The organism is Frigoribacterium salinisoli, assembly GCF_054781095.1.
The window spans coordinates 630,812-651,665 of the sequence record NZ_BAAGVB010000001.1 but is presented as its reverse complement, the minus strand read 5'-3'; the positions used below and the strand labels follow the sequence as shown (position 1 = coordinate 651,665).

Genomic DNA, 20,854 nt, shown 5'->3' with positions numbered 1-20,854 from the left:
CCGATGGCCCTGCGCACCCTCGACTCCCTCGGCGACCTCGCCGGCAAGCGGGTCCTCGTCCGCTGCGACCTCAACGTCCCCATGGACGACGGTCGCATCACCGACGACGGTCGCGTCCGCGCCTCCGTCGCGACGATCGACGCCCTGATCTCCCAGGGCGCCCGCGTCGTCGTGCTCTCCCACCTCGGGCGGCCGGACGGCCGCCCGGCGCCCGAGCACAGCCTCCGACCGGTCGCCCAGCGGCTCAGCGAGCTCCTGGGCAAGAGCGTCGGGTTCGCCCCGGAGACCGTGGGCGACGAGACGGCCCGAGCCGTGGCGGACCTCCAGGACGGCCAGGTGCTCGTCCTCGAGAACCTCCGCTTCCAGGCCGCCGAGACGTCGAAGGACGAGGGGGAGCGCAGGGCCTTCGCCGAACGGCTCGCCGACCTCGGGGACGCCTTCGTCTCCGACGGGTTCGGCGTCGTGCACCGCCGTCAGGCCAGCGTGTACGAGCTGGCACAGCTCCTCCCCAGCGCTGCGGGCACGCTCATCGCCCACGAGCTGCAGGTCCTCGAGCGGCTCACCGAGACGCCCGAGCGCCCCTACACGGTCGTGCTGGGCGGGTCGAAGGTCTCCGACAAGCTCGGCGTCATCGAGCACCTGTTGCCCCGCGTCGACCACCTCCTGATCGGCGGCGGCATGCTCTTCACCTTCCTCGCCGCGCAGGGGCACGCCGTGGGCGGCAGCCTGCTCGAGCAGGACCAGGTCGAGCGGGTGCGGGGCTACCTCGACGAGGCGGAGCGCCGCGGCGTGGACCTCGTGCTCCCCGTCGACGTCGTCGTCGCCTCCGCGTTCTCGGCCGACGCCGAGCACACGGTCGTCGCCGCGGACGGCATCGAGACGAGCGACCTCGGTGCCGGCGCCCTCGGCCTCGACATCGGACCGGAGACCGCGGCGCGTTTCGCCGAGATCGTCCAGACGTCCTCCACGGTCTTCTGGAACGGCCCCATGGGCGTCTTCGAGTTCGACGCCTTCGCGGCGGGCACCAAGACGGTCGCCGAGGCGCTCACGCACGTGCGCGGCCTCGGAGTGGTCGGGGGCGGCGACTCCGCCGCCGCCGTGCGCGCGCTCGGCTTCGACGACGACCAGTTCGGTCACATCTCGACGGGTGGCGGAGCCAGCCTCGAGTTCCTCGAGGGCAAGCCCCTCCCCGGTCTGGAGGTCCTCGGATGGTGACCACGCGGCAGCCGCTCATCGCGGGCAACTGGAAGATGAACCTGGACCACCTCCAGGCGATCGCCTTCGTCCAGAAGCTCGCCTGGAGCCTCAAGGACGCCAAGCACGACCCGGCCTCGGTCGACACGGTCGTGTTCCCGCCCTTCACCGACCTGCGCAGCGTCCAGACGCTCCTCGACGCCGACAAGATCGAGCTCGGCCTCGGGGCGCAGGACCTCTCCGCCCACGACTCGGGCGCCCACACGGGGGAGATCTCCGGGGCCTTCCTGGCGAAGCTCGACGTGGCCTACGTCCTCGTGGGCCACTCGGAGCGCCGCAGCCTGAACGGTGAGGACGACGCCACCGTGGCCGCGAAGGTCGCGGCCGCGCACCGGCACGGTCTCGTGCCCGTCCTCTGCGTGGGCGAGACCTCCGACGACCTCGAGCGCCACGGTGCGAGCGCCGTCCCCGTGGCACAGCTCCGCGCTGCCCTCGCCGAGGTCCCCGCCACGGCGGAGATCGTCGTCGCGTACGAGCCCGTCTGGGCCATCGGCTCCGGTCAGGCCGCGACCGCCGACCAGGCCCAGCAGGTCTGCAAGGCCCTGCGGGACGAGCTCGTCGAGATCATCGGCGCGGATCGCGCCGCCACGACGCGGGTGCTCTACGGCGGGTCGGTGAAGTCCGGCAACATCGCGTCCTTCCTCCGCGAGCCCGACGTGGACGGGGCGCTCGTCGGCGGTGCGAGCCTCGACGTCGCCGAGTTCGCCAGCATCATCAGGTACCAGCACCACATCGGGACCTGAGGGGCGACGCCGACCCGGCGACCCCGCACGCTACACTGGTCAGCGGTCTTCTCCGCATCGAAAGGTCCTCCGTGGAAATTCTCCAGGTCTTCCTGCAGGTGTTGCTCGGCATCACGAGCCTCCTGCTGACTCTGCTCATCCTGCTCCATCGCGGTCGCGGTGGTGGCCTGTCCGACATGTTCGGCGGTGGCGTGACGAGCAACCTCGGTGCCTCCGGCGTCGCGGAGCGCAACCTCAACCGCATCACCGTGTTCCTGGCCCTCGTCTGGATCACCAGCATCGTCGTGCTCGGCCTCATCACGAAGTTCTCGGGGGTCAGCTGATGGCCGCGGGCAGCAGCGCGATCAGGGGTTCGCGGGTCGGTGCCGGCCCCATGGGGGAGCAGGACCGCGGCTTCCACGCGGAGCGCATCACCATCTCCTACTGGGACGCCCTCGGCAACGAGGTCGTGCGCCACTTCGCGGCGAACGTCCCCGAAGAGGAGATCCCCGAGGTCGTCGACTCGCCGTCGTCAGGCCTCCCCGCTGGTCGTGACAAGGCCAACCCGCCGCAGGTGGCGAAGCTCGAGCCCTACAAGACGCACCTCGCGTACGTGAAGGAGCGCCGCACCGAAGAAGAGGCCGCACAGCTCCTCGAAGAGGCGCTGCAGCAGCTCCGGGTCCGTCGCGGCAAAGCCTGACCCCACCGGTCACGCGCCCTGTCGCACGTACGACGAAGCCCCGCAGTCGAGGACTGCGGGGCTTCGTCGTACGTGCGGGTCGTCAGTACGTCGACGCGATGAGGCTCTCGGGGACGTCCGAGGCGGCGGCCTGGTCGATGAAGAAGACCGTGCGCTTCCGTCCCTTGACGCCCGCGACGGGCACCTGGTCCGCGCCGGCACCCGCGAGGGCCAGCCCCAGGGACGCCGCCTTCTCCGCCCCGGCGAGGATGATCCAGACCCGCTGCGACGCGTTGATGACGGGGAGGCTCAGCGTGAGCCTGACGGGCGGGGGCTTGGGGGAGTCCTGGACGACCATGACGTCCGGCCCGGACGCCCCGACGTGCTCCCGGTCCGGGAACAGCGAGGCGACGTGCCCGTCGGGGCCCACGCCCAGCAGGGTGATGTCGAAGCGCGGTGTCGCGTCGTCGCCCTGCGCGTGCTCGTGCAGGAGCTCGGCGTAGGCCTCAGCGGCCGCCAGCGGGTCGGGGTAGTCGCCGACGGCGCCCATGCGGTGCACGTTCTCGGGCAGCACCCCGATGTGGTCCAGCAGGTCGAGACCGGCCTGACGATCGTTGCGATCGTCGTCGCCGGCCTCGACCCACCGCTCGTCGGCCCACCAGAACGAGACCTTCGACCAGTCCACGCTGTCGCGTGCCGCCGAGTCGCGGATGGCGGCGAGCACGAGCGTGCTCACGCTCCCTCCGCTCACCACCACGGAAGCCGCTGCCTGCTCCTCGAGCACGTCGATGATCTTCGTGATGAACCGCGCGGCGACCGAGGCCCCCAGCGATCCCTTGTCTGGGTGGACCAGCACCCGGCGTTCGTTCGTCACAGTTCTCGCTCTGCCTCAGTTGCTCTCGACGGGTTCACCGAGTCGGCTGACCCCGTGCTTCACGACGTCTCCGAAGAGGTCGTCCGGATCGAGTCTACGGAGTTCTTCCGCGAGGCAGTCGCGCAGGGATCGGCGTGGCAGCGAGAGGTCGTGCGTGGGCTGCCCGGGCTGGGTCAACGTGGCGACGTCCGTCATGCTGCGCTCGAGCTCGATGGCGCCGGAGGCACGCACGAGCCTCACGCCGTTGATCCCGCTCGAACCCGTGGCCCGTGTCGTCAGCTCGTTGCTGACGGGGACCTGCAGCTGCAGGCTCAGCCATGCCGCGAGGAGCAGCGTCGAGGGCGAGTCGGGGGCGCCGCTCACCTGGACGGCCGTGACCGGCTCGTACGGCGGCTGGTCGAGGGCGGCGGCCAACTGCGTCCGCCACAGCGTGAGCCGCGTCCAGGCGAGGTCGGTGTCGCCCGGCGCGTAGGACCGCGCGAGCTCCACGATGGAGCCGCGCGGATCCGCCTGGGTGGCCGCGTCCGTGATCCGACGCTGGGCGATGCGGCCCAACGGCGACTCCGAGACGCGGGCGGGAGCCTTGCCGGGCCACCAGGCGACGACGGGAGCGTCCGGCAGGAGCAGCCCCGTCACGAGGCCCTCCTCGTCGCTCGCCGTGTCCCCGTAGGCCCGGAGGAGGATGACCTCGCTCGCGCCGGCGTCGCCGCCGACCCGGATCTGCGCGTCGAGGCGGGCGTCCTCGACGGTGGCTCCCTGAGCGGTCGACACCACGATCACGCGCATGGGGTGCTCGCGGGAGGCGTCGTTGGCGGCCTCGATGGCCTCCTCCTCCTCGCCGAGCCGGGTGGAGATGACGAGCGTGAGCACCCGGCCTAGCGCGACGGCGCCGCCCTCCTCACGGATCTTCACGAGCGACTTCTGCACCCGGCTGATGGTGCTGTCGGGCAGATCGACGATCACGGTCGCCTCCAGGTCCGGCCGTCACGGGCCATGAGTTCGTCGGCCGAGGGCGGTCCCCACGTGCCGGGACGGTACTGCTCGGGCTGGCCCTGCGTCGCCCAGAACTCCTCGATGGGATCGAGGATCTTCCAGGACAGCTCGACCTCCTCGTGGCGGGGGAACAACGGCGGGTCGCCCAGGAGCACGTCCAGGATGAGCCGCTCGTACGCCTCGGGGCTGGCCTCGGTGAAGGCGTGCCCGTAGCCGAAGTCCATCGTCACGTCGCGCACCTGCGTGCCGACGCCCGGCACCTTGGACCCGAACCGCAGGGTGACGCCCTCGTCGGGCTGCACCCGGATGACGAGCGCGTTCTGCCCGAGCTGGTCGGCGGTGCCGAAGATGTTCTCGCCGACCTGCTTGAACACGACCGCGATCTCGGTCACGCGCCGGCCGAGGCGCTTCCCCGCACGGAGGTAGAACGGCACTCCCGCCCAGCGGCGGGTCGCGATCTCGAGCTTGATGGCCGCGAACGTCTCCGTCGTGCTCTGCGGGTCCATGCCGTCCTCGTCGAGGAAGCCCTGGACCTTCTCGCCGCCCTGCCACCCGCCCGAGTACTGGCCGCGGGCGGTGCCGGTGGCCAGGTCCGCGGGAAGGCGCACGGCCGAGAGGATCTTCTCCTTCTCGGCACGGAGGTCCTTGGCCGCGAAGGTGACGGGCTCCTCCATGGCGGTGAGGGCGAGCAGCTGCAGCAGGTGGTTCTGGATCACGTCGCGGGCCGCACCGATGCCGTCGTAGTAGCCGGCACGGCCGCCCACGCCGATGTCCTCGGCCATGGTGATCTGCACGTGGTCCACGTAGTTCGCGTTCCACAGGGGCTCGTACATCTGGTTCGCGAAGCGCAGCGTCAGGAGGTTCTGGACGGTCTCCTTGCCCAGGTAGTGGTCGATCCGGAACACGCTGTCCGGCTCGAACACGCTCTCGACGATGGCGTTGAGCTCGCGAGCCGTCTTGAGGTCGCTGCCGAACGGCTTCTCGATGACCACGCGACGCCACGCGCCGTCCTTGTCCTCGGCGAGGCCGGAGGCACGCAGCTGCTGCGTGACCACCGGGAACGCCTTGGGCGGGATCGACAGGTAGAAGGCGTGGTTGCCCATCGTGCCGCGTTCGCGGTCGAGCTCCTCGATGGTGTCGCGGAGCTGCACGAACGCGTCGTCGTCGTCGAAGACGCCCTGAACGAACCGGATGCCCTCCTTCAGCTGGCGCCACACGTCCTCGTCGAAGGGCGTGCGGGCGTGCTGCTTGACGGCCTCGTAGACGACCTGCTCGAAGTCCTGGTCCTCCCACTCGCGCCGGGCGAACCCGACGAGGGCGAAGCCGGGCGGCAGGAGGCCGCGGTTGGCCAGGTCGTACACGGCCGGCATCAGCTTCTTGCGCGACAGGTCGCCGGTGACGCCGAAGATGATGAGACCACTGGGACCGGCGATCCGGTTCAGCCGCCGGTCGGACGCGGATCGGAGCGGGTTGTGCTCCGCCGTGATCTCGACCGGCCGCTGACCGGCGTCGCCCTGCGGGCCGGGGACGGTCCCGGTCAACGGAGCGCAGCCCGCAGCGCGGGGAGCGCGGCGGAGATGTCCGACACCGTGAGGGTCAGGACGGGACGACCGTGCTCCGAGAGCACCTTCGCGTCGCCACCCGCCTGTGCCTGCACGAGCTCGCCGAAGGAGAACGGGCTGTCCGGGATGGCCAGGTCCTTCGCCGGCACCTGCGTGATCTGCAGGAACACGCCGTTGGCCGGTCCGCCCTTGTGGTACTGGCCCGTCGAGTGCAGGAACCGCGGTCCCCACCCGAAGGTGACGGGGCGCTGCACGCGCGCCGCGAGGACGTCCCGGAGCTCCTCGAGCTGGGGGTTCGCCACGCGGTCGACGTACGCCTGGATCGACACGTAGCCGTCAGCACCGAGCTGGGACACCAGGGCCGTGACGGCCGAGGACAGGGAGTCGCCCACCTCGAGCCCGAGGGCTCGGACCTCGACGCCCTCGGCCGAGAAGGCCGGCGCCACGGGCTCGGGACGGTCGTCGAGCAGTCCGCGGGTCGCGATCTTGGCCGACTCGACGTCCGGCTGGTCGAACGGGTTGATGTCGAGCAGTCGCCCGGCGATCGCGACCGCGTACTCCCAGACCATGATCTGGCCTCCGAGCGAGCCGGAGATCTCGACCTCGCCAGGAGCGACGTCGCGGGTCTCGTCGGCACTGCCCACGAGGCGGACGACCTGGACGTCGGCCAGGCCCGCGGACAGCTCGGGGGCACCCGTGCCGAGCACGACCGGCAGGAGCCCACGCCCCTGCTTGCCCGTGGACTCGGCGATCAGCTGCTCGGCCCAGTCGGCGAAGCCGACGATGTGCGTGCCGTCGGCGACGATGGCGATCTTGTCCCGGAGGGGAGACGTGCCGGCGAGGACCGCCCCGAGCACGAGGCCAGGGTTGTCCGAACGGTCCTGAGCGAGCTCGACCGTGACCGCGTCGGCCTCGGCCAGGAGCTCGGCGATGTCGGCACCGGCCAGGCCGGAGGGCACGAGCCCGAAGGCCGACAGTGCCGAGTAGCGCCCACCGATGTTGGGGTCGGCGTTGAAGACGCGGTACCCGGCGGCGCGAGCCTGCTCGTCGAGGGGCGAACCGGGATCGGTCACGACCACGATGCGCTCGACGGGGTCGATGCCGGCCTCGCGGAACGCCTGCTCGAACGTCTTCCGCTGGCTGGCGGTCTCGACCGTCGAGCCGGACTTGGAGGAGACGACGAGGACGGTCCGGTCGAGGCGGTCCTCCAGCGCCGTCAGGACCTGCCCGGGCTCCGTCGCGTCCAGCACGGTCAGCTCGACGCCGTAGGTGCGCGTGATGACCTCGGGCGCGAGCGACGAACCGCCCATGCCCGCGAGGACGACGTGGTCGACGCCCTTGGCGGCGAGCTCTTCGCGGAGCACGGCGATCTCGTCGACCAGGGGAGCGGACACCACGACGGCCTCCGTCCACCCGAGGCGCTTGGCGGCCTCGGACTCGGCGTCCGGACCCCAGAGCGTCGGGTTGAGGGCGGTGATGCCCGAGGCGACCATGTCGGTGACCAGCTGCGGCACGACCCGGTCGACCGCCTCGGCGGCGTCGCCGGTGGCGTGGATGGTGATGGTCACTGGGCGTCACCCGTCTTCGCGGCCTCGAGGGCGGCGCTCACGGTGTCGAGGAGCTCGTTCCAGGAGACGATGAACTTGTCGACGCCCTCCTTCTCGAGCAGCTCGGTGACCTCGTCGTACGACACGCCCTGGGCGGCGACGGCGTCCATGACCTCGTTCGCCGCGGCGTACGAGCCGGTGATCGTGTCGCCGCGCACCTCACCGTGGTCGAACGTCGCCTCGAGGGTCTTCTCGGGCATCGTGTTGACGACGTCCGCCGCGACGAGCTCGACGACGTAGGTCGTGTCGAGGACGGCGGGGTCCTTGACGCCGGTCGAGGCCCAGAGGGGACGCTGCTTGTTGGCACCGGCGGACAGGAGGCCCTGGGCACGCTCGGTGGCGAAGGCCTCTTCGTAGACCTGGTAGGCCAGCTGGGCGTTCGCGACGCCCGCCTTGCCCTTCAGGGCCTTGGCCTCGTCGGTGCCGACCGCCTCGAGGCGCTTGTCGATCTCGCTGTCGACGCGCGACACGAAGAACGAGGCGACCGAGTGGATGCCCGAGATGTCGATGCCCGCGGCCTTGGCCTGCTCGAGCCCGGTCAGGTAGGCGTTGATGACGGCGCGGTAGCGCTCGAGGCTGAAGATCAGCGTGACGTTGACGCTGATGCCCTGGGCGATGACGGCCGTGATGGCCTCGAGGCCCTCCATCGTCGCGGGGATCTTGATGAGCGCGTTGGGACGCCCCACCTTGGCGGCGAGCTTGACCGCCTGGTCGACGGTGCCCTTCGCGTCGTGGGCGAGACCGGGCTCGACCTCGATCGAGACGCGACCGTCGAAGCCGTCCGTCGTGTCGAAGATCTCGCGGAAGATGTCGCTGGCACGCGTGACGTCGTCGGTCGTGATCTCGAAGACGGCGTCGGTGACGCTCACGCCGGTCTTCGCGAGGAGCGAGACCTGGTCGTCGTACGCCTCGCCCTTGGCCAGGGCCGAGGCGAAGATCGTCGGGTTCGTCGTGACGCCCACGACGTTGCGCTCGGCGATGAGCTTCTGCAGCCCGCCCGAGTTGATGCGCTCACGCGAGAGGTCGTCGAGCCAGATGCTGACGCCGGCGGCGGACAGCTGTGCGGTGTTGGTATCGGTCATGTCGTTCTTCTCTTTTCTGCCGGCGCTCAGAGAGCGGCCAGCGAGTCCTTGGCGGCGGCGACGGCGGCTTCGGTCGTGATGCCGAACTCGCGGTACAGCGTCTTGTAGTCGGCCGACGCACCGAAGTGCTCGATCGAGATGCTGCGACCGGCGTCGCCCACGATGCCGCGCCACGGCAGCGAGACCCCGGCCTCGATGGAGACGCGGGCCTTGACGGCCGCGGGGAGCACGGCCTCCTGGTACTCGGCGCTCTGCTCGTCGAACCACTCGAGGCTCGGTGCGGAGACGACGCGGGCGTTGATGCCCTCGCCGCGGAGGACCTCGCGGGCCTCCACGGCGATCTGCACCTCGGAGCCGGTCGCGATGAGGATCACGTCGGGCGTGCCGCCGGGAGCCTCGGCCAGGACGTACGCGCCCTTGGCGACGTGGGCGGCGGAGGCGAAGGTGTCGCCCTCGGCCTCACCGGCGCCGCGCTCGAAGACCGGCAGGTTCTGACGGCTCAGCGCGAGGCCTGCAGGGCCGCTGTGGCGCTCCAGGATGGTCTTCCAGGCCCAGGCGGTCTCGTTGGCGTCGGCGGGGCGGACCACGTCGAAGTCGGGGATCGCGCGCAGCGCGGCGAGCTGCTCGACCGGCTGGTGCGTCGGGCCGTCCTCGCCGAGGGCGACGGAGTCGTGGGTCCAGACGTACGTGACCGGGGACTTCATGAGGGCGGCGAGACGCACGGCTGGGCGCATGTAGTCGCTGAAGATCAGGAACGTGCCACCGAACACGCGCGTGTTGCCGTGCAAGGCGATGCCGTTCATGATCGAGCCCATGGCGTGCTCGCGGATGCCGAAGTGGAGGACGCGACCGTAGGGGTTCGCGGTCCACTCGTGGGTCGACCACTGCTCGGGGACGAACGAGCCGCCGCCGTTGATGGTCGTCAGGTTCGACTCGGCGAGGTCCGCCGAACCGCCCCAGAACTCGGGGACGACGCCGGCGATGGCGTTGATGACCTTGCCCGACGCGGCACGGGTCGAGACCTCCTTGTCGGCGGGGAACACCGGCAGGGCCTCGTCGAGCCCCTCGGGCAGCTCACCGGCGAGGACGCGGTCCAGCAGGGCCTTCTTGTCCGGGTTCGCCGTGGCCCACTCCTCGAAGGAGGCGGTCCACTCGGCGTGCTGCGCCTGGCCGCGCTCGACCGCACCGCGGGTGTGCTCGAGGACGGCGGGGTCGACGTCGAAGGTCTTCTCGGGGTCGAAGCCCAGGACCTCCTTGAGGCCGCTGAGCTCCTCGGCGCCGAGGGCCGAGCCGTGGATCTTGCCCGAGTTCTGCTTCTTCGGCGAGGGCCAGCCGATGATCGTCTTGAGGATGATGAGCGAGGGCTTCGACGTCTCGGCCTTGGCAGCCTCGATCGCACGGAACAGCTCGGCGACGTCCTCGACGTACTCGCCCGTCTTCTTCCAGTCGACGACCTGGACCTGCCAGTCGTAGGCCTCGTAGCGGGCCTGGACGTCCTCGGTGAAGGCGATGTTGGTGTCGTCCTCGATCGAGATCTGGTTCGAGTCGTAGAGGACCACGAGGTTGCCGAGCTGCTGGTGGCCGGCGAGCGAGGAGGCCTCGCTGGTGACACCCTCCTGCAGGTCGCCGTCGCCGGCGATGACGTAGACGAAGTGGTCGAAGGGCGAGGTGCCCACCGGGGCGTCCGGGTCGAACAGGCCGCGCTCGAAGCGGGCCGCGTAGGCGAAGCCGACCGCGGAGGCGAGGCCCTGGCCCAGGGGACCGGTCGTGATCTCCACGCCGTCCGTGTGGCCGTACTCGGGGTGCCCGGGGGTCTTCGAGCCCCAGGTGCGGAGCGCCTTGAGGTCGTCGAGCTCGAGGCCGTAGCCGCCGAGGTAGAACTGGATGTACTGGGTCAGCGAGCTGTGGCCCACGGAGAGGATGAAGCGGTCGCGACCGATCCACTCCGCGTCGCTCGGGTCCCGACGCATCACCTTCTGGAAGAGGAGGTACGCGGCGGGCGCGAGGCTCATGGCCGTGCCGGGGTGGCCGTTGCCGACCTTCTCCACCGAATCGGCCGCGAGGACGCGGACCGTGTCTACTGCCTTGTTGTCAATGGAGTCCCATTGCAGATCTGCCACTTGGAGTTGACCCTTCTGTTGCGGTTCGCGCGGGGGTCCGTTGGCTCCCGCGCTGACGTGCGCCTGCCGAGACGTCGTCGGCCGTCGCACGCACGCGCGGAGGTGGGGAAGGACGACGGCGTCGTGGTTCCCTGGGACCTGAGGGCGTGCAACTGGCAAGCATCTGTCAGTATAGGGACGTCGGCACGCCCCGTGCCCAGCCGTACCCCGAGCCCCCGCCGTCAGCGCCGCCGGTCTTCGATTAGACTCTTCGGGCATCCCGCCCATCTCGCAGAGGACCTCATGACCGCAGCCGTCGAGACCCGTCCGGACACCCGCCCCCGGGGGTTCCGCCGCAAGGCACGGGCCTACGTCGCGCTCACGAAGCCCCGGGTCATGGAGCTGCTGCTCGTGACGACGGCGCCGACCATGTTCCTCGCCCAGGGCGGCGTGCCGAACCTGTGGCTCGTGGTCGCGACGCTCGTGGGCGGCGCCCTCAGCGCGGGCTCGGCCTCGGCCTTCAACTGCTACATCGATCGCGACATCGACCGCATCATGAAGCGCACGCAGGGGCGCCCCCTCGTGACGGGCGAGGTGAGCGACCGCGAGGCGCTCGTCTTCTCGTACGTGGTCGGCGTGGCCTCGATCGCCTGGTTGGCCCTGACGGTCAACCTCCTCGCGGCCGCCCTCTCCCTCGTCGCGATCCTCTTCTACGTGATCGTCTACACGCTCTGGCTCAAGCGCCGGACGCCGCAGAACATCGTGTGGGGCGGCATCGCCGGGTGCATGCCGGTGCTCATCGGCTGGGCCGCCGTCACGAACGAGATCACCTGGGCCCCGATCGTGCTCTTCACGGTGATCTTCCTCTGGACGCCGCCGCACTACTGGCCGCTCTCGATGCGCTACCGCGACGACTACGCGGCGGCCGACGTGCCCATGCTGGCTGTCGTCCGCGGGAGGTCCCTGGTCGGCCTGCAGGTCGTCCTGTACGCCTGGGCGACCGTCGCCTGCTCGCTCCTCCTCGTGCCCGTCGCGGGCATGGGCGTCCTGTACACCGTCGTGGCCCTCGCCGCGGGCGCGTGGTTCATCGTCGAGTCCCACCAGCTCTACGGCCGCGCGATCCAGCACGTGGCCGAGGTGCGCCCGATGCGCGTCTTCCACAGCTCCATCACGTACCTGACGCTGCTGTTCCTCGCCGTCGGCATCGACCCCCTCCTGCCGTTCTGAGCCCCGCCACCTCGTCCTGGTCGCTGCGTCCGGCGCTCCCGGCCGACGTGCCCGTCCTGGCGGAGCTCCGCCTCGCCGCCCTTCGGCCGGACCTCGAGCGCCTGGGCCGGTGGGACCCTCCGACGCACCGTGCCCGCTTCGTCCAGGAGTTCCGGGTCGAGGAGTCCGTGACCGTGCTCGGCGACGACGAGCGACCGATCGGCTCGTTCGCCCTCCACCGCGACGGCCAGGCCGACGACGCCGGGACCTGGCTGCGGCACTTCCACCTCGCCCCGCACGCCACGGGCAGGGGGATCGGCAGCCGCGTCCTGGAGCAGATCGGCGAGGCGACCGACGGGCGCGCGCTGTCGCTCGTCGTGCTGCAGGGCAGTCGGGCCGCGCGCTTCTTCCACCGGCACGGCTTCGTCGAGCTCGTGCGCGGCGACGTCGACGCCGTCCTGCACCGGCCTGCCCGGGAGGCCTGACCAGCGCCGTCCGGAGGCCGCCCTCGCGTGCCGGGGCGTCGTGTCGACCGCTCGCCGGCACGCGCGGGCCCGGCACCCGCCGCCGGCGGAGCGTCCGGTGTCAGCGGGACGCGGCAGCGGCCTCCGGCAGGGCCTCGGCCACCTCGTCGGGCGTCTGGTCGTTGCGCAGGGAGAGCACCGTCGCGGTCACGGCGGCCACGAGCAGGCCGGCGAGGACCATGTGGATGCCGACCAGGACGGGCGGCAGGCCGGTCCGCGCCTGGGTCAGCCCCACGGCGATCTGGACCAGTTCCACGACGAGCAGCGCCGTCACGGCGCGCCGGGGGAGCCCGGTGCGGTGCGCCGCCACGACCAGCACGACCGTGAGGGCGAAGAGGACGTACGCCGGGTAGGCGTGGAAGTGCTCGAGCAGGGCCGCGTCGAGGCCGTTGCGCGGCGTGTCGGCGTCGCCCGCGTGGGGCCCGGCGCCGGTCGTGAGGATCCCCATCACCACGGTCACCGCGACGACGGCAGCCGTGGCCCGCGCCGTGGTGGCGTACCACGCGGGGGTCGCCGCCGAGCGACCGCGAGGTCCGCGGAGCACGCGGTGCACGAGCACGGTGGTGAGGGCGACCAGGGCGATGGAGACCGCGAAGTGGGCGCCCACGACGTAGGGGTTGAGGCCGACCAGCACCGTGATGCCGCCGAGCACCGCCTGGAACGGGATGCTGAGGCCCTGCACGAGCGTGAGCCAGAAGAGGTCCCGACGCTCGCGGCGCAGACGCAGGACCGAGAGGAAGGCCGCGATGACGACGGCGGCCAGGACGAAGGTCAGGAGGCGGTTGCCGAACTCGATCACGCCGTGGACGCCCATCTCGGGCGTGTTCGTGAACGAGCCCTCGACGCACTGGGGCCACGTCGGGCAGCCGAGGCCGGACCCGGTGAGGCGCACCGCGCCTCCCGTCCCGATGAGGAGGAGCTGGCAGACGAGCGACGCCCAGGCCACGATGCGCACCCGGCGGTCGACCGTCGAGGGGAGCCAGGACCAGGCGCGCGCGAGTGCGCCGGAGGGAGTCGCCTGTGCGTTGCTCACGAAGTGCTGCCTTTCGTTGGTTTCCGGGCTCGGCCCTGTAGAATCGACGGGTTCAGGAACACTCCCACCAGGGCGACGACGACGCCGCCCGGGGCACTCGTCGGCACCCCCGCCGGCGGTCCCGATCGCCCGATCAGTCTAAGCAGCGGCTCCTCCACGTTCGTCCACGAGCGCGGGACCGCCGCCGGGACCGGGAGCGTTCGTCTCGCCCGCGAGGGAATGCCCGTCCACGACGTCCTGTTGGACCAGGCAGAGAAAGAGGTAGACATGTCAGACGTGCTGATCGACCGCCCCGAGCTGGAAGGCCTCGGCCAATACGAGTTCGGCTGGGCCGACTCCGACGTCGCCGGTGCCTCCGCCCGCCGCGGCATCTCGACCGAGGTCGTGAGCGACATCTCCGCCCTGAAGGACGAGCCCGAGTGGATGCTCGCGAACCGCCTGAAGGGGCTGGCCCTCTTCGGCCGCAAGCCCATGCCGACCTGGGGCGCCGACCTCTCCGGCATCGACTTCGACAACATCAAGTACTTCGTGCGCTCGACCGAGAAGCAGGCCACCAGCTGGGAGGACCTGCCCGACGACATCAAGAACACCTACGAGAAGCTCGGCATCCCCGAGGCCGAGCGCAGCCGCCTCGTCGCCGGCGTCGCCGCGCAGTACGAGTCCGAGGTCGTCTACCACCAGATCCGCGAGGACCTGGAGGAGCAGGGCGTCATCTTCATGGACACCGACACGGCGCTCCGCGAGCACCCCGAGCTCTTCCAGGAGTACTTCGGCACCGTGATCCCCGCCGGCGACAACAAGTTCGCGGCCCTGAACACGGCCGTCTGGTCGGGCGGCTCGTTCGTGTACGTGCCGAAGGGCGTCCACGTCGAGATCCCGCTGCAGGCCTACTTCCGCATCAACACCGAGAACATGGGTCAGTTCGAGCGGACGCTGATCATCGCCGACGAGGACAGCTACGTCCACTACATCGAGGGCTGCACGGCCCCGATCTACAAGAGCGACTCGCTCCACTCGGCCGTCGTCGAGATCATCGTCAAGAAGGGCGCCCGCGTGCGCTACACGACGATCCAGAACTGGTCGAACAACGTCTACAACCTCGTGACCAAGCGGGCGATCGCCCACGAGGGCGCCACCATGGAGTGGATCGACGGCAACATCGGGTCCAAGGTGACCATGAAGTACCCGTCGATCTACCTGGCGGGGGAGCACGCCAAGGGCGAGACCCTCTCCGTCGCCTTCGCCGGTCCCGGTCAGCACCAGGACGCCGGCGCCAAGATGGTCCACATGGCGCCGCACACGACGTCCTCGATCGTCTCGAAGTCCATCGCACGCGGCGGCGGTCGGGCCGGTTACCGCGGTGAGATCCGCGTCGACGAGGGTGCGCACCACTCGGCCAACACCGTGCGCTGCGACGCGCTGCTCGTCGACACGATCTCGCGCTCGGACACCTACCCCGCGATCGACATCCGCGTCGACGACGTGCAGCTCGGCCACGAGGCCACCGTGTCCCGCGTCAGCGAGGAGCAGCTCTTCTACCTCATGTCGCGCGGCATGGCGGAGGACGAGGCCATGGCGATGATCGTCCGTGGCTTCATCGAGCCGATCGCCCGGGAGCTCCCGATGGAGTACGCCCTCGAGCTCAACAAGCTCATCGAGATGAGCATGGAAGGATCCGTCGGCTAGATGACCGCCGCAGCACCCACCACAGCAGACCCGACCAGCACCGAGTCGGTCGACGACCGCCCCCAGCACGGCGCCCGTGCCCACACGGACGGCGGCTGGGGAGCCGTCCCCGTCCAGACCCGTTCCGAGCGCTTCCGCTCGACGGACCCGGCGGCGTTCGCCGACGTCACGGGCCGGGAGGTCGACTGGAAGCTCAGCCCCGTCGCCCGGCTCCGTCCGCTCATCGACGGCCCGCTCGACGGCGCGCCCTACGCGTTCCTGGCCCGGGAGACCTCGGGCGCCTCGGCCGACTGGGCCGACGCGTCGGACCCGATCGTCGGGTCCGCCGGGACCCCGGAGGACAAGGCCTCGGCCAACGCCTGGGCCTCGACCGAGAAGGTGCTCGTCGTCCGACTGACCGGCGAGGAGCCCTCGACGATCACCATCGGGCGATCGGGCCTGGACGCCACGCCCCGAGCCGGGCACACCGTCGTCCACGCCGCCGCCGGGACGACCTCGCTCGTCGTCATGCGCAACACCGGTCGCGCCTCGCTCGTCGAGAACGTCGAGGTGGTCGTCGAGGACGGCGCTCGGCTCACCCTGGTCACCCTGCAGGAGTGGGACGACGACGCCGTCCACCTCGCGAGCCACTTCGCCCGCATCGGTCGCGACGCGCAGCTCAAGCACTTCGTCGTGAGCCTCGGCGGTTCCGTCGTGCGCGTGAACCCGTCGGCGCACCTCGCCGAGCAGGGCGCCGACGCCGAGCTGTACGGCGTGTACTTCGCCGACGCCGGTCAGCACCTGGAGCAGCAGGTCTACGTCCACCACGACGCGCCCGCCACGCGCAGCCGCGTCAACTACAAGGGGGCGCTGCAGGGGACCGGTGCTCGCACCGTGTGGATCGGCGACGTCCTCATCGGACGCAGCGCACCGGGCACGGACAGCTACGAGCAGAACCGCAACCTCGTGCTCAGCGAGGGCACGCGGGCCGACTCGATCCCCAACCTCGAGATCGAGACCGGCGACATCGCCGGGGCGGGCCACGCCAGTGCGACCGGTCGCTTCGACGACGAGCACCTCTTCTACCTCCAGTCGCGCGGGATCGACGAGGCCGAGGCACGTCGCCTCGTCGTGCTCGGGTTCCTCAGCGAGGTCGTGCAGAAGATCGGCGAGCCCGAGCTGCAGGACCGCCTCATCGCGGCCCTCGAGGTCGAGCTGACCGGGGAGGCCCGCTGATGCCCACCAAGGTCTGCGCCGTGGACGACGTCACCCCGTCCCAAGCGAAGCGCGTCGTCGTCGACGGCGTCGCGATCGCCGTGGTGAAGGACTCCGCCGGGACGATCCACGCCATCGGGGACACCTGCACCCACGGTGACATCTCCCTGGCCGAGGGCTTCGTCGAGGACGACACCCTCGAGTGCTGGGCCCACGGCTCGAAGTTCGAGCTCACCACGGGCAAGCCGCTCACGCTGCCCGCCTACGAACCCGTCCCCGTCTTCTCCGTCTCCGTCGTCGACGGCGACGTGTACGTCGACACGAACGCCCCGTCGCCGGTCGCCGGCGACGCACAGTGAGGAACACCAGCATGTCCACTCTCGAGATCCGCGACCTCAAGGTCAGCATCGACACCGACCAGGGCCCCAAGTCCATCCTCAAGGGCGTCGACCTCACCATCCGTGAGGGCGAGATCCACGCCGTCATGGGCCCCAACGGCTCGGGCAAGTCCACCCTCGCCTACACGATCGCCGGGCACCCCCGCTACAACGTCGACGGCGGCTCGATCCGCCTCGACGGCCAGGAGGTGCTCGAGATGAGCGTCGACGAGCGCGCTCGCGCCGGGCTCTTCCTCGCGATGCAGTACCCGGTCGAGATCCCCGGCGTCACCGTGTCGAACTTCCTGCGCACCGCCAAGACGGCCCTCGACGGCCAGGCCCCCGCCCTGCGCGGCTGGGTGAAGGACCTCCGCGAGTCGATGACCGCCCTCAAGATGGACCAGGCCTTCGCGGAGCGCAACGTCAACGAGGGCTTCTCCGGCGGCGAGAAGAAGCGCCACGAGATCATGCAGCTCGAGCTGCTCAAGCCGAAGTTCGCCGTCCTCGACGAGACCGACTCCGGGCTCGACGTCGACGCGCTCAAGATCGTGTCGGAGGGCGTGAACCGCGCCGCGACCAACACGGGCCTCGGCCTCCTGCTCATCACGCACTACACGCGCATCCTGCGCTACATCAAGCCCGACTTCGTGCACGTCTTCGTCGACGGCCAGGTCGCCGACCAGGGCGGCCCCGAGCTCGCCGACCGCCTCGAGGCCGAGGGCTACGACACCTACGTCGCCGCCGCAGCGGCCTCGAGCTCATCCGTCGAGGCCTGAGCATGGCCGTCGCCCTCGCCCCCGAGAAGTTCGACACCACGATCGAGGCCCTCAAGGAGGTCGTGGACCCCGAGCTCGGCGTCAACATCGTCGACCTGGGACTCATCTACGACCTCGCCATGGACGAGGACCACGAGAACGCGCTCATCATCAGCATGACGCTCACCTCGGCGGGCTGCCCCCTCACCGACGTGATCGAGAGCGAGACGGCCGCCGCCCTCGACGGCGTCGTCGACGCCTTCCGCATCAACTGGGTGTGGATGCCGCCGTGGGGCCCCGAGCGGATCACGGACGACGGCCGCGACATGATGCGTGCCATCGGCTTCTCCATCTGACCACCACCCCTCGGACCCCCGGTCACGCGACCGGGGGTCCTGCCCGTGCGGGCACGGCGCACCGCCTGCCCACCACCCCGACCGATTGGACCCCCTGCTGTGCTGAACGTGCGCGACCTCGAGATCCGCGTGGGAGCACGCCTGCTCATGGACGGCGTGACGTTCCGTGTGGACAAGGGCGACAAGATCGGCCTCGTCGGCCGCAACGGCGCCGGCAAGACCACGATGACCAAGACGCTCGCCGGTGAGACGCAGCCCACGGGTGGCTCCATCGAGCGGTCGGGCGAGATCGGCTACCTCCCGCAGGACCCGCGCAGCGGCAACCCGGAGGACCTGGCCCGCACGCGCATCCTGGACGCCCGGGGACTGGGCCAGCTGTTGCTCGGCATCCAGGCCGCGACACTCGAGATGGGCGACCCCGATCCCGCCGTCGCGGAGCGGGCCATGAAGCGCTACGGCGACCTCGACGACCGCTTCAACGCGCTCGGCGGGTACGCCGCCGAGGCCGAGGCCGCGTCGATCGCCAGCAACCTCAGCCTGCCCGACAGGATCCTGGACCAGCCCCTCTCGACGCTCTCCGGCGGTCAGCGCCGCCGCATCGAGCTCGCGCGGATCCTGTTCTCGGCCGCCGACACGATGATCCTCGACGAGCCGACCAACCACCTCGACGCCGACAGCGTCGTGTGGCTCCGCGAGTACCTCAAGACGTACCAGGGCGGCGTCATCGTCATCAGCCACGACATCGAGCTCGTCGAGGAGGTCGTCAACCGCGTCTTCTACCTCGACGCCAACCGCCAGGCCATCGACATCTACAACATGGGGTGGCGGAACTACCAGCGGCAGCGGGCCGCCGACGAGGAGCGCCGCAAGAAGGAGCGCTCGAACGCCGAGAAGCAGGCCTCCGCGCTGCAGAAGCAGGCGGCGCGCTTCGGGGCGAAGGCCTCCAAGGCCGCCGCCGCGCACCAGATGGTCGCGCGCGCCGAGCGCCTGCTGTCCGGCCTCGAGGAGGTCCGCGCGGTGGACCGCGTCGCGAAGCTGCGCTTCCCGACCCCGGCCGCCTGCGGGAGGACCCCGCTCATGGCCTCGAACCTCTCGAAGAGCTACGGCTCGCTCGAGATCTTCACGGCCGTGGACCTCGCCATCGACCGAGGGTCGAAGGTCGTGATCCTCGGTCTCAACGGTGCCGGCAAGACGACCCTCCTGCGCATCCTGGCGAGCGTGGACCAGCCCGACACCGGCCAGCTGGAGCCGGGCCACGGCCTGCGCGTCGGGTACTACGCGCAGGAGCACGAGACCATCGACGTCAAGCGCAGCGTGCTCGAGAACATGGTGTCCTCGTCGCCGAACATCACCGAGATGGAGGCCCGACGCGTGCTCGGCTCGTTCCTCTTCACCGGGGACGACTCGGCCAAGCCGGCCGGCGTGCTCTCGGGCGGCGAGAAGACGCGCCTGGCCCTCGCCATGATCGTCGTCTCGGGCGCCAACGTCCTGCTGCTCGACGAGCCCACGAACAACCTGGACCCGGCCAGCCGCCTGGAGATCCTCGACGCGCTGGCCAACTACGAGGGCGCGGTCGTGCTCGTGAGCCACGACGAGGGGGCCGTCGAAGCGCTGAACCCGGAACGCGTGCTCATCATGCCCGAGGGCACCGAGGACCACTGGACCAAGGACTACAGCGAGCTCATCAACCTGGCGTGACCAGGGTCGGGTCGCGGAGGCGGCCCGACCAGGACCGGGCCCGAAGCCCTCTGGGGATCCGGGTGCTCAGGAGGCGGAGACCGGCCCGTCAGCGCCCGGCCGCGTCGAGCAGGGCGTCCTCGGCCTCGTCGTCGCTGCCGCCCCGCGCAGCGCGGCGGCGTCGGCGCTCGGCCTCGCGCTCCTCGAGCTCGTCGGGCTCGGCGGTGCGGTTGCGGTGCTCCTGGCGCACGACGTAGAAGAGGAACGCGAACGCCCCGACCGCGAACAGGAGCCACTGCACGAAGTAGGAGAGGTTCAGCCCGGTGTCGATCTCGGGCTCGACCGAGGGTGCCGGGCGGGTCGCGGGAGCGGGGCTCTCGCCGGCCAGCAAGCCGTAGGACCCCGTCACGAGCGGCTCGTCGAGCCGCTCGGCGACGTCGTCGAGCTGGATCGTCGCGATCTGGTTGGTGCCGGCGATGTCGGTGCGGTCGCCGACGCGCGGCTCTCCCGGCTTGAGCCGTGCCGTGACGGTGACGTCGCCGGTGGGCGGAGCGGGCACCTCGTCGGGGGCGTCCTGCGCGTTGCCCGTGGGCACCCAGCCACGGTCGACGAGGAACACCTCGCCACCGGCGAGCTCGAAGGGCACGAGCACCTCGAAGCCCGGCTGGCCGTTGAACGGGCGGTTGCGGACCAGCAGCGTCTCGTCGACGAGGTAGCGACCCGTCAGGGTCACGGGCCGCCACTCGACCTCGGGGTCGAGGGTGCCGGCGTCCGGGACGAGGTCCGCGAGGGGGACGGGCTCGGCGTCGTAGTTGCGGTCGAGCTGCTCGGCGACCGCCGTCTTCTCCTCGTGCCTCGCCCACTGCCAGTGGGCGAGGAACCCGCAGACGATCGCGAAGACGACCGCGACCGCCAGGTAGCCCAGCCACCGGCCGGACAGGGCGAAGCGCCAGCCGGTCACCGTGCCTCCTGACCCGGGAGGGAGCCCTCGACGACGCGGTCGACGGTCTCGCCGACGGCCGTCACGGTGACCGGGAAGTCCCGGGCCCGGAGGAACTCGACGAGGTAGCCCTCGTGCTCGGCGCAGGCCGTCCACGTCTTGACCCGGGTCAGGTCGTGGAGCTTGGGGTTGCGCCAGTGGACGGCGGTCACGGCCGTCGCCCGGCACCCGGCG

The 20,854-nt window shown here is 70.7% G+C and carries 21 protein-coding genes; 12 read left to right on the top strand and 9 right to left on the bottom strand.

Annotated elements, in window-relative coordinates; genetic code table 11:
* The first annotated feature begins 3 nt into the window (after positions 1-3).
* From ACYVHQ_RS03115 to ACYVHQ_RS03100, 4 genes are all read left to right on the top strand, one after another.
* Positions 4-1,215, top strand: coding sequence for a phosphoglycerate kinase (locus ACYVHQ_RS03115; protein ID WP_460510670.1), 1,212 nt, complete (start codon positions 4-6; stop codon positions 1,213-1,215).
* Positions 1,209-1,997 carry a triose-phosphate isomerase gene (gene tpiA, locus ACYVHQ_RS03110; protein WP_460510669.1) on the top strand — a complete coding sequence of 263 codons (789 nt, stop codon included), beginning with the start codon at positions 1,209-1,211 and terminating at the stop codon, positions 1,995-1,997. The genes ACYVHQ_RS03115 and tpiA overlap by 7 nt, the downstream gene beginning before the upstream one ends.
* 71 nt (positions 1,998-2,068) lie before the next feature.
* On the top strand, positions 2,069-2,320 hold the full coding sequence (gene secG / locus ACYVHQ_RS03105) for a preprotein translocase subunit SecG (protein ID WP_460510668.1): 252 nt from the start codon (positions 2,069-2,071) through the stop codon (positions 2,318-2,320).
* A complete protein-coding gene (locus tag ACYVHQ_RS03100) occupies positions 2,320-2,676 on the top strand; it encodes an RNA polymerase-binding protein RbpA (protein ID WP_460510667.1) in 357 nt (118 codons plus the stop codon). The genes secG and ACYVHQ_RS03100 overlap by 1 nt, the downstream gene beginning before the upstream one ends.
* A gap of 82 nt (positions 2,677-2,758) precedes the next feature.
* Here ACYVHQ_RS03100 and pgl read toward each other — a convergent pair whose 3' ends face one another.
* The 6 genes from pgl to tkt are packed head-to-tail and all read right to left on the bottom strand — an operon-like array spanning position 2,759 to position 10,893.
* Positions 2,759-3,529 (bottom strand): 6-phosphogluconolactonase, encoded by a 771-nt coding sequence (gene pgl / locus ACYVHQ_RS03095; protein ID WP_460510666.1) that lies wholly within the window; start codon positions 3,527-3,529, stop codon positions 2,759-2,761.
* Between the two features lie 15 nt (positions 3,530-3,544).
* Positions 3,545-4,492: a glucose-6-phosphate dehydrogenase assembly protein OpcA gene (locus ACYVHQ_RS03090; RefSeq protein ID WP_460510665.1), complete on the bottom strand. Its 948-nt coding sequence runs from the start codon at positions 4,490-4,492 to the stop codon at positions 3,545-3,547.
* A complete protein-coding gene (zwf, locus tag ACYVHQ_RS03085) occupies positions 4,489-6,063 on the bottom strand; it encodes a glucose-6-phosphate dehydrogenase (protein WP_460510664.1) in 1,575 nt (524 codons plus the stop codon). The genes ACYVHQ_RS03090 and zwf overlap by 4 nt, the downstream gene beginning before the upstream one ends.
* Positions 6,060-7,652 (bottom strand): glucose-6-phosphate isomerase, encoded by a 1,593-nt coding sequence (locus ACYVHQ_RS03080; RefSeq protein ID WP_460510663.1) that lies wholly within the window; start codon positions 7,650-7,652, stop codon positions 6,060-6,062. Before ACYVHQ_RS03080 ends, zwf begins: the two co-directional genes overlap by 4 nt.
* Positions 7,649-8,773 carry a transaldolase gene (gene tal / locus ACYVHQ_RS03075; protein ID WP_460510662.1) on the bottom strand — a complete coding sequence of 375 codons (1,125 nt, stop codon included), beginning with the start codon at positions 8,771-8,773 and terminating at the stop codon, positions 7,649-7,651. Before tal ends, ACYVHQ_RS03080 begins: the two co-directional genes overlap by 4 nt.
* 26 nt (positions 8,774-8,799) lie before the next feature.
* Positions 8,800-10,893 (bottom strand): transketolase, encoded by a 2,094-nt coding sequence (gene tkt, locus ACYVHQ_RS03070; protein WP_460510661.1) that lies wholly within the window; start codon positions 10,891-10,893, stop codon positions 8,800-8,802.
* Between the two features lie 282 nt (positions 10,894-11,175).
* On the opposite strand from tkt, the gene ACYVHQ_RS03065 reads away from it, so the two are divergent.
* A complete protein-coding gene (locus tag ACYVHQ_RS03065; RefSeq protein ID WP_460510660.1) occupies positions 11,176-12,099 on the top strand; it encodes a heme o synthase in 924 nt (307 codons plus the stop codon).
* Between the two features lie 47 nt (positions 12,100-12,146).
* Entirely contained in the window at positions 12,147-12,563 is a 417-nt protein-coding gene (locus ACYVHQ_RS03060; RefSeq protein WP_460510659.1) for a GNAT family N-acetyltransferase, read from the top strand.
* Between the two features lie 100 nt (positions 12,564-12,663).
* Here the strand turns inward: ACYVHQ_RS03060 and ACYVHQ_RS03055 are convergent, their stop codons facing one another.
* On the bottom strand, positions 12,664-13,635 hold the full coding sequence (locus ACYVHQ_RS03055) for a COX15/CtaA family protein (protein ID WP_460510658.1): 972 nt from the start codon (positions 13,633-13,635) through the stop codon (positions 12,664-12,666).
* 267 nt (positions 13,636-13,902) lie between these two features.
* On the opposite strand from ACYVHQ_RS03055, the gene sufB reads away from it, so the two are divergent.
* The 6 genes from sufB to ACYVHQ_RS03025 all read left to right on the top strand — a co-directional run bounded on the left by sufB (position 13,903) and on the right by ACYVHQ_RS03025 (position 19,701).
* Positions 13,903-15,321 (top strand): Fe-S cluster assembly protein SufB, encoded by a 1,419-nt coding sequence (gene sufB / locus ACYVHQ_RS03050; RefSeq protein ID WP_460510657.1) that lies wholly within the window; start codon positions 13,903-13,905, stop codon positions 15,319-15,321.
* A complete protein-coding gene (gene sufD / locus ACYVHQ_RS03045) occupies positions 15,322-16,536 on the top strand; it encodes a Fe-S cluster assembly protein SufD (RefSeq protein ID WP_460510656.1) in 1,215 nt (404 codons plus the stop codon).
* Entirely contained in the window at positions 16,536-16,874 is a 339-nt protein-coding gene (locus tag ACYVHQ_RS03040) for a non-heme iron oxygenase ferredoxin subunit (RefSeq protein WP_460510655.1), read from the top strand. The genes sufD and ACYVHQ_RS03040 overlap by 1 nt, the downstream gene beginning before the upstream one ends.
* Before the next feature lie 11 nt (positions 16,875-16,885).
* Positions 16,886-17,668: a Fe-S cluster assembly ATPase SufC gene (sufC, locus tag ACYVHQ_RS03035; protein ID WP_460510654.1), complete on the top strand. Its 783-nt coding sequence runs from the start codon at positions 16,886-16,888 to the stop codon at positions 17,666-17,668.
* Positions 17,669-17,670: 2 nt separating this feature from the next.
* Positions 17,671-18,003 carry a metal-sulfur cluster assembly factor gene (locus tag ACYVHQ_RS03030; protein ID WP_460510653.1) on the top strand — a complete coding sequence of 111 codons (333 nt, stop codon included), beginning with the start codon at positions 17,671-17,673 and terminating at the stop codon, positions 18,001-18,003.
* 99 nt (positions 18,004-18,102) lie between these two features.
* On the top strand, positions 18,103-19,701 hold the full coding sequence (locus tag ACYVHQ_RS03025; protein ID WP_460510652.1) for an ABC-F family ATP-binding cassette domain-containing protein: 1,599 nt from the start codon (positions 18,103-18,105) through the stop codon (positions 19,699-19,701).
* An 88-nt stretch (positions 19,702-19,789) separates the two neighbouring features.
* On the opposite strand, the gene ACYVHQ_RS03020 is transcribed toward ACYVHQ_RS03025, so the two are convergent.
* Positions 19,790-20,641 (bottom strand): SURF1 family cytochrome oxidase biogenesis protein, encoded by an 852-nt coding sequence (locus ACYVHQ_RS03020; RefSeq protein ID WP_460510651.1) that lies wholly within the window; start codon positions 20,639-20,641, stop codon positions 19,790-19,792.
* Entirely contained in the window at positions 20,638-20,832 is a 195-nt protein-coding gene (locus ACYVHQ_RS03015) for a hypothetical protein (protein ID WP_460510650.1), read from the bottom strand. The genes ACYVHQ_RS03020 and ACYVHQ_RS03015 overlap by 4 nt, the downstream gene beginning before the upstream one ends.
* Between the last annotated feature and the right edge of the window lie 22 nt (positions 20,833-20,854).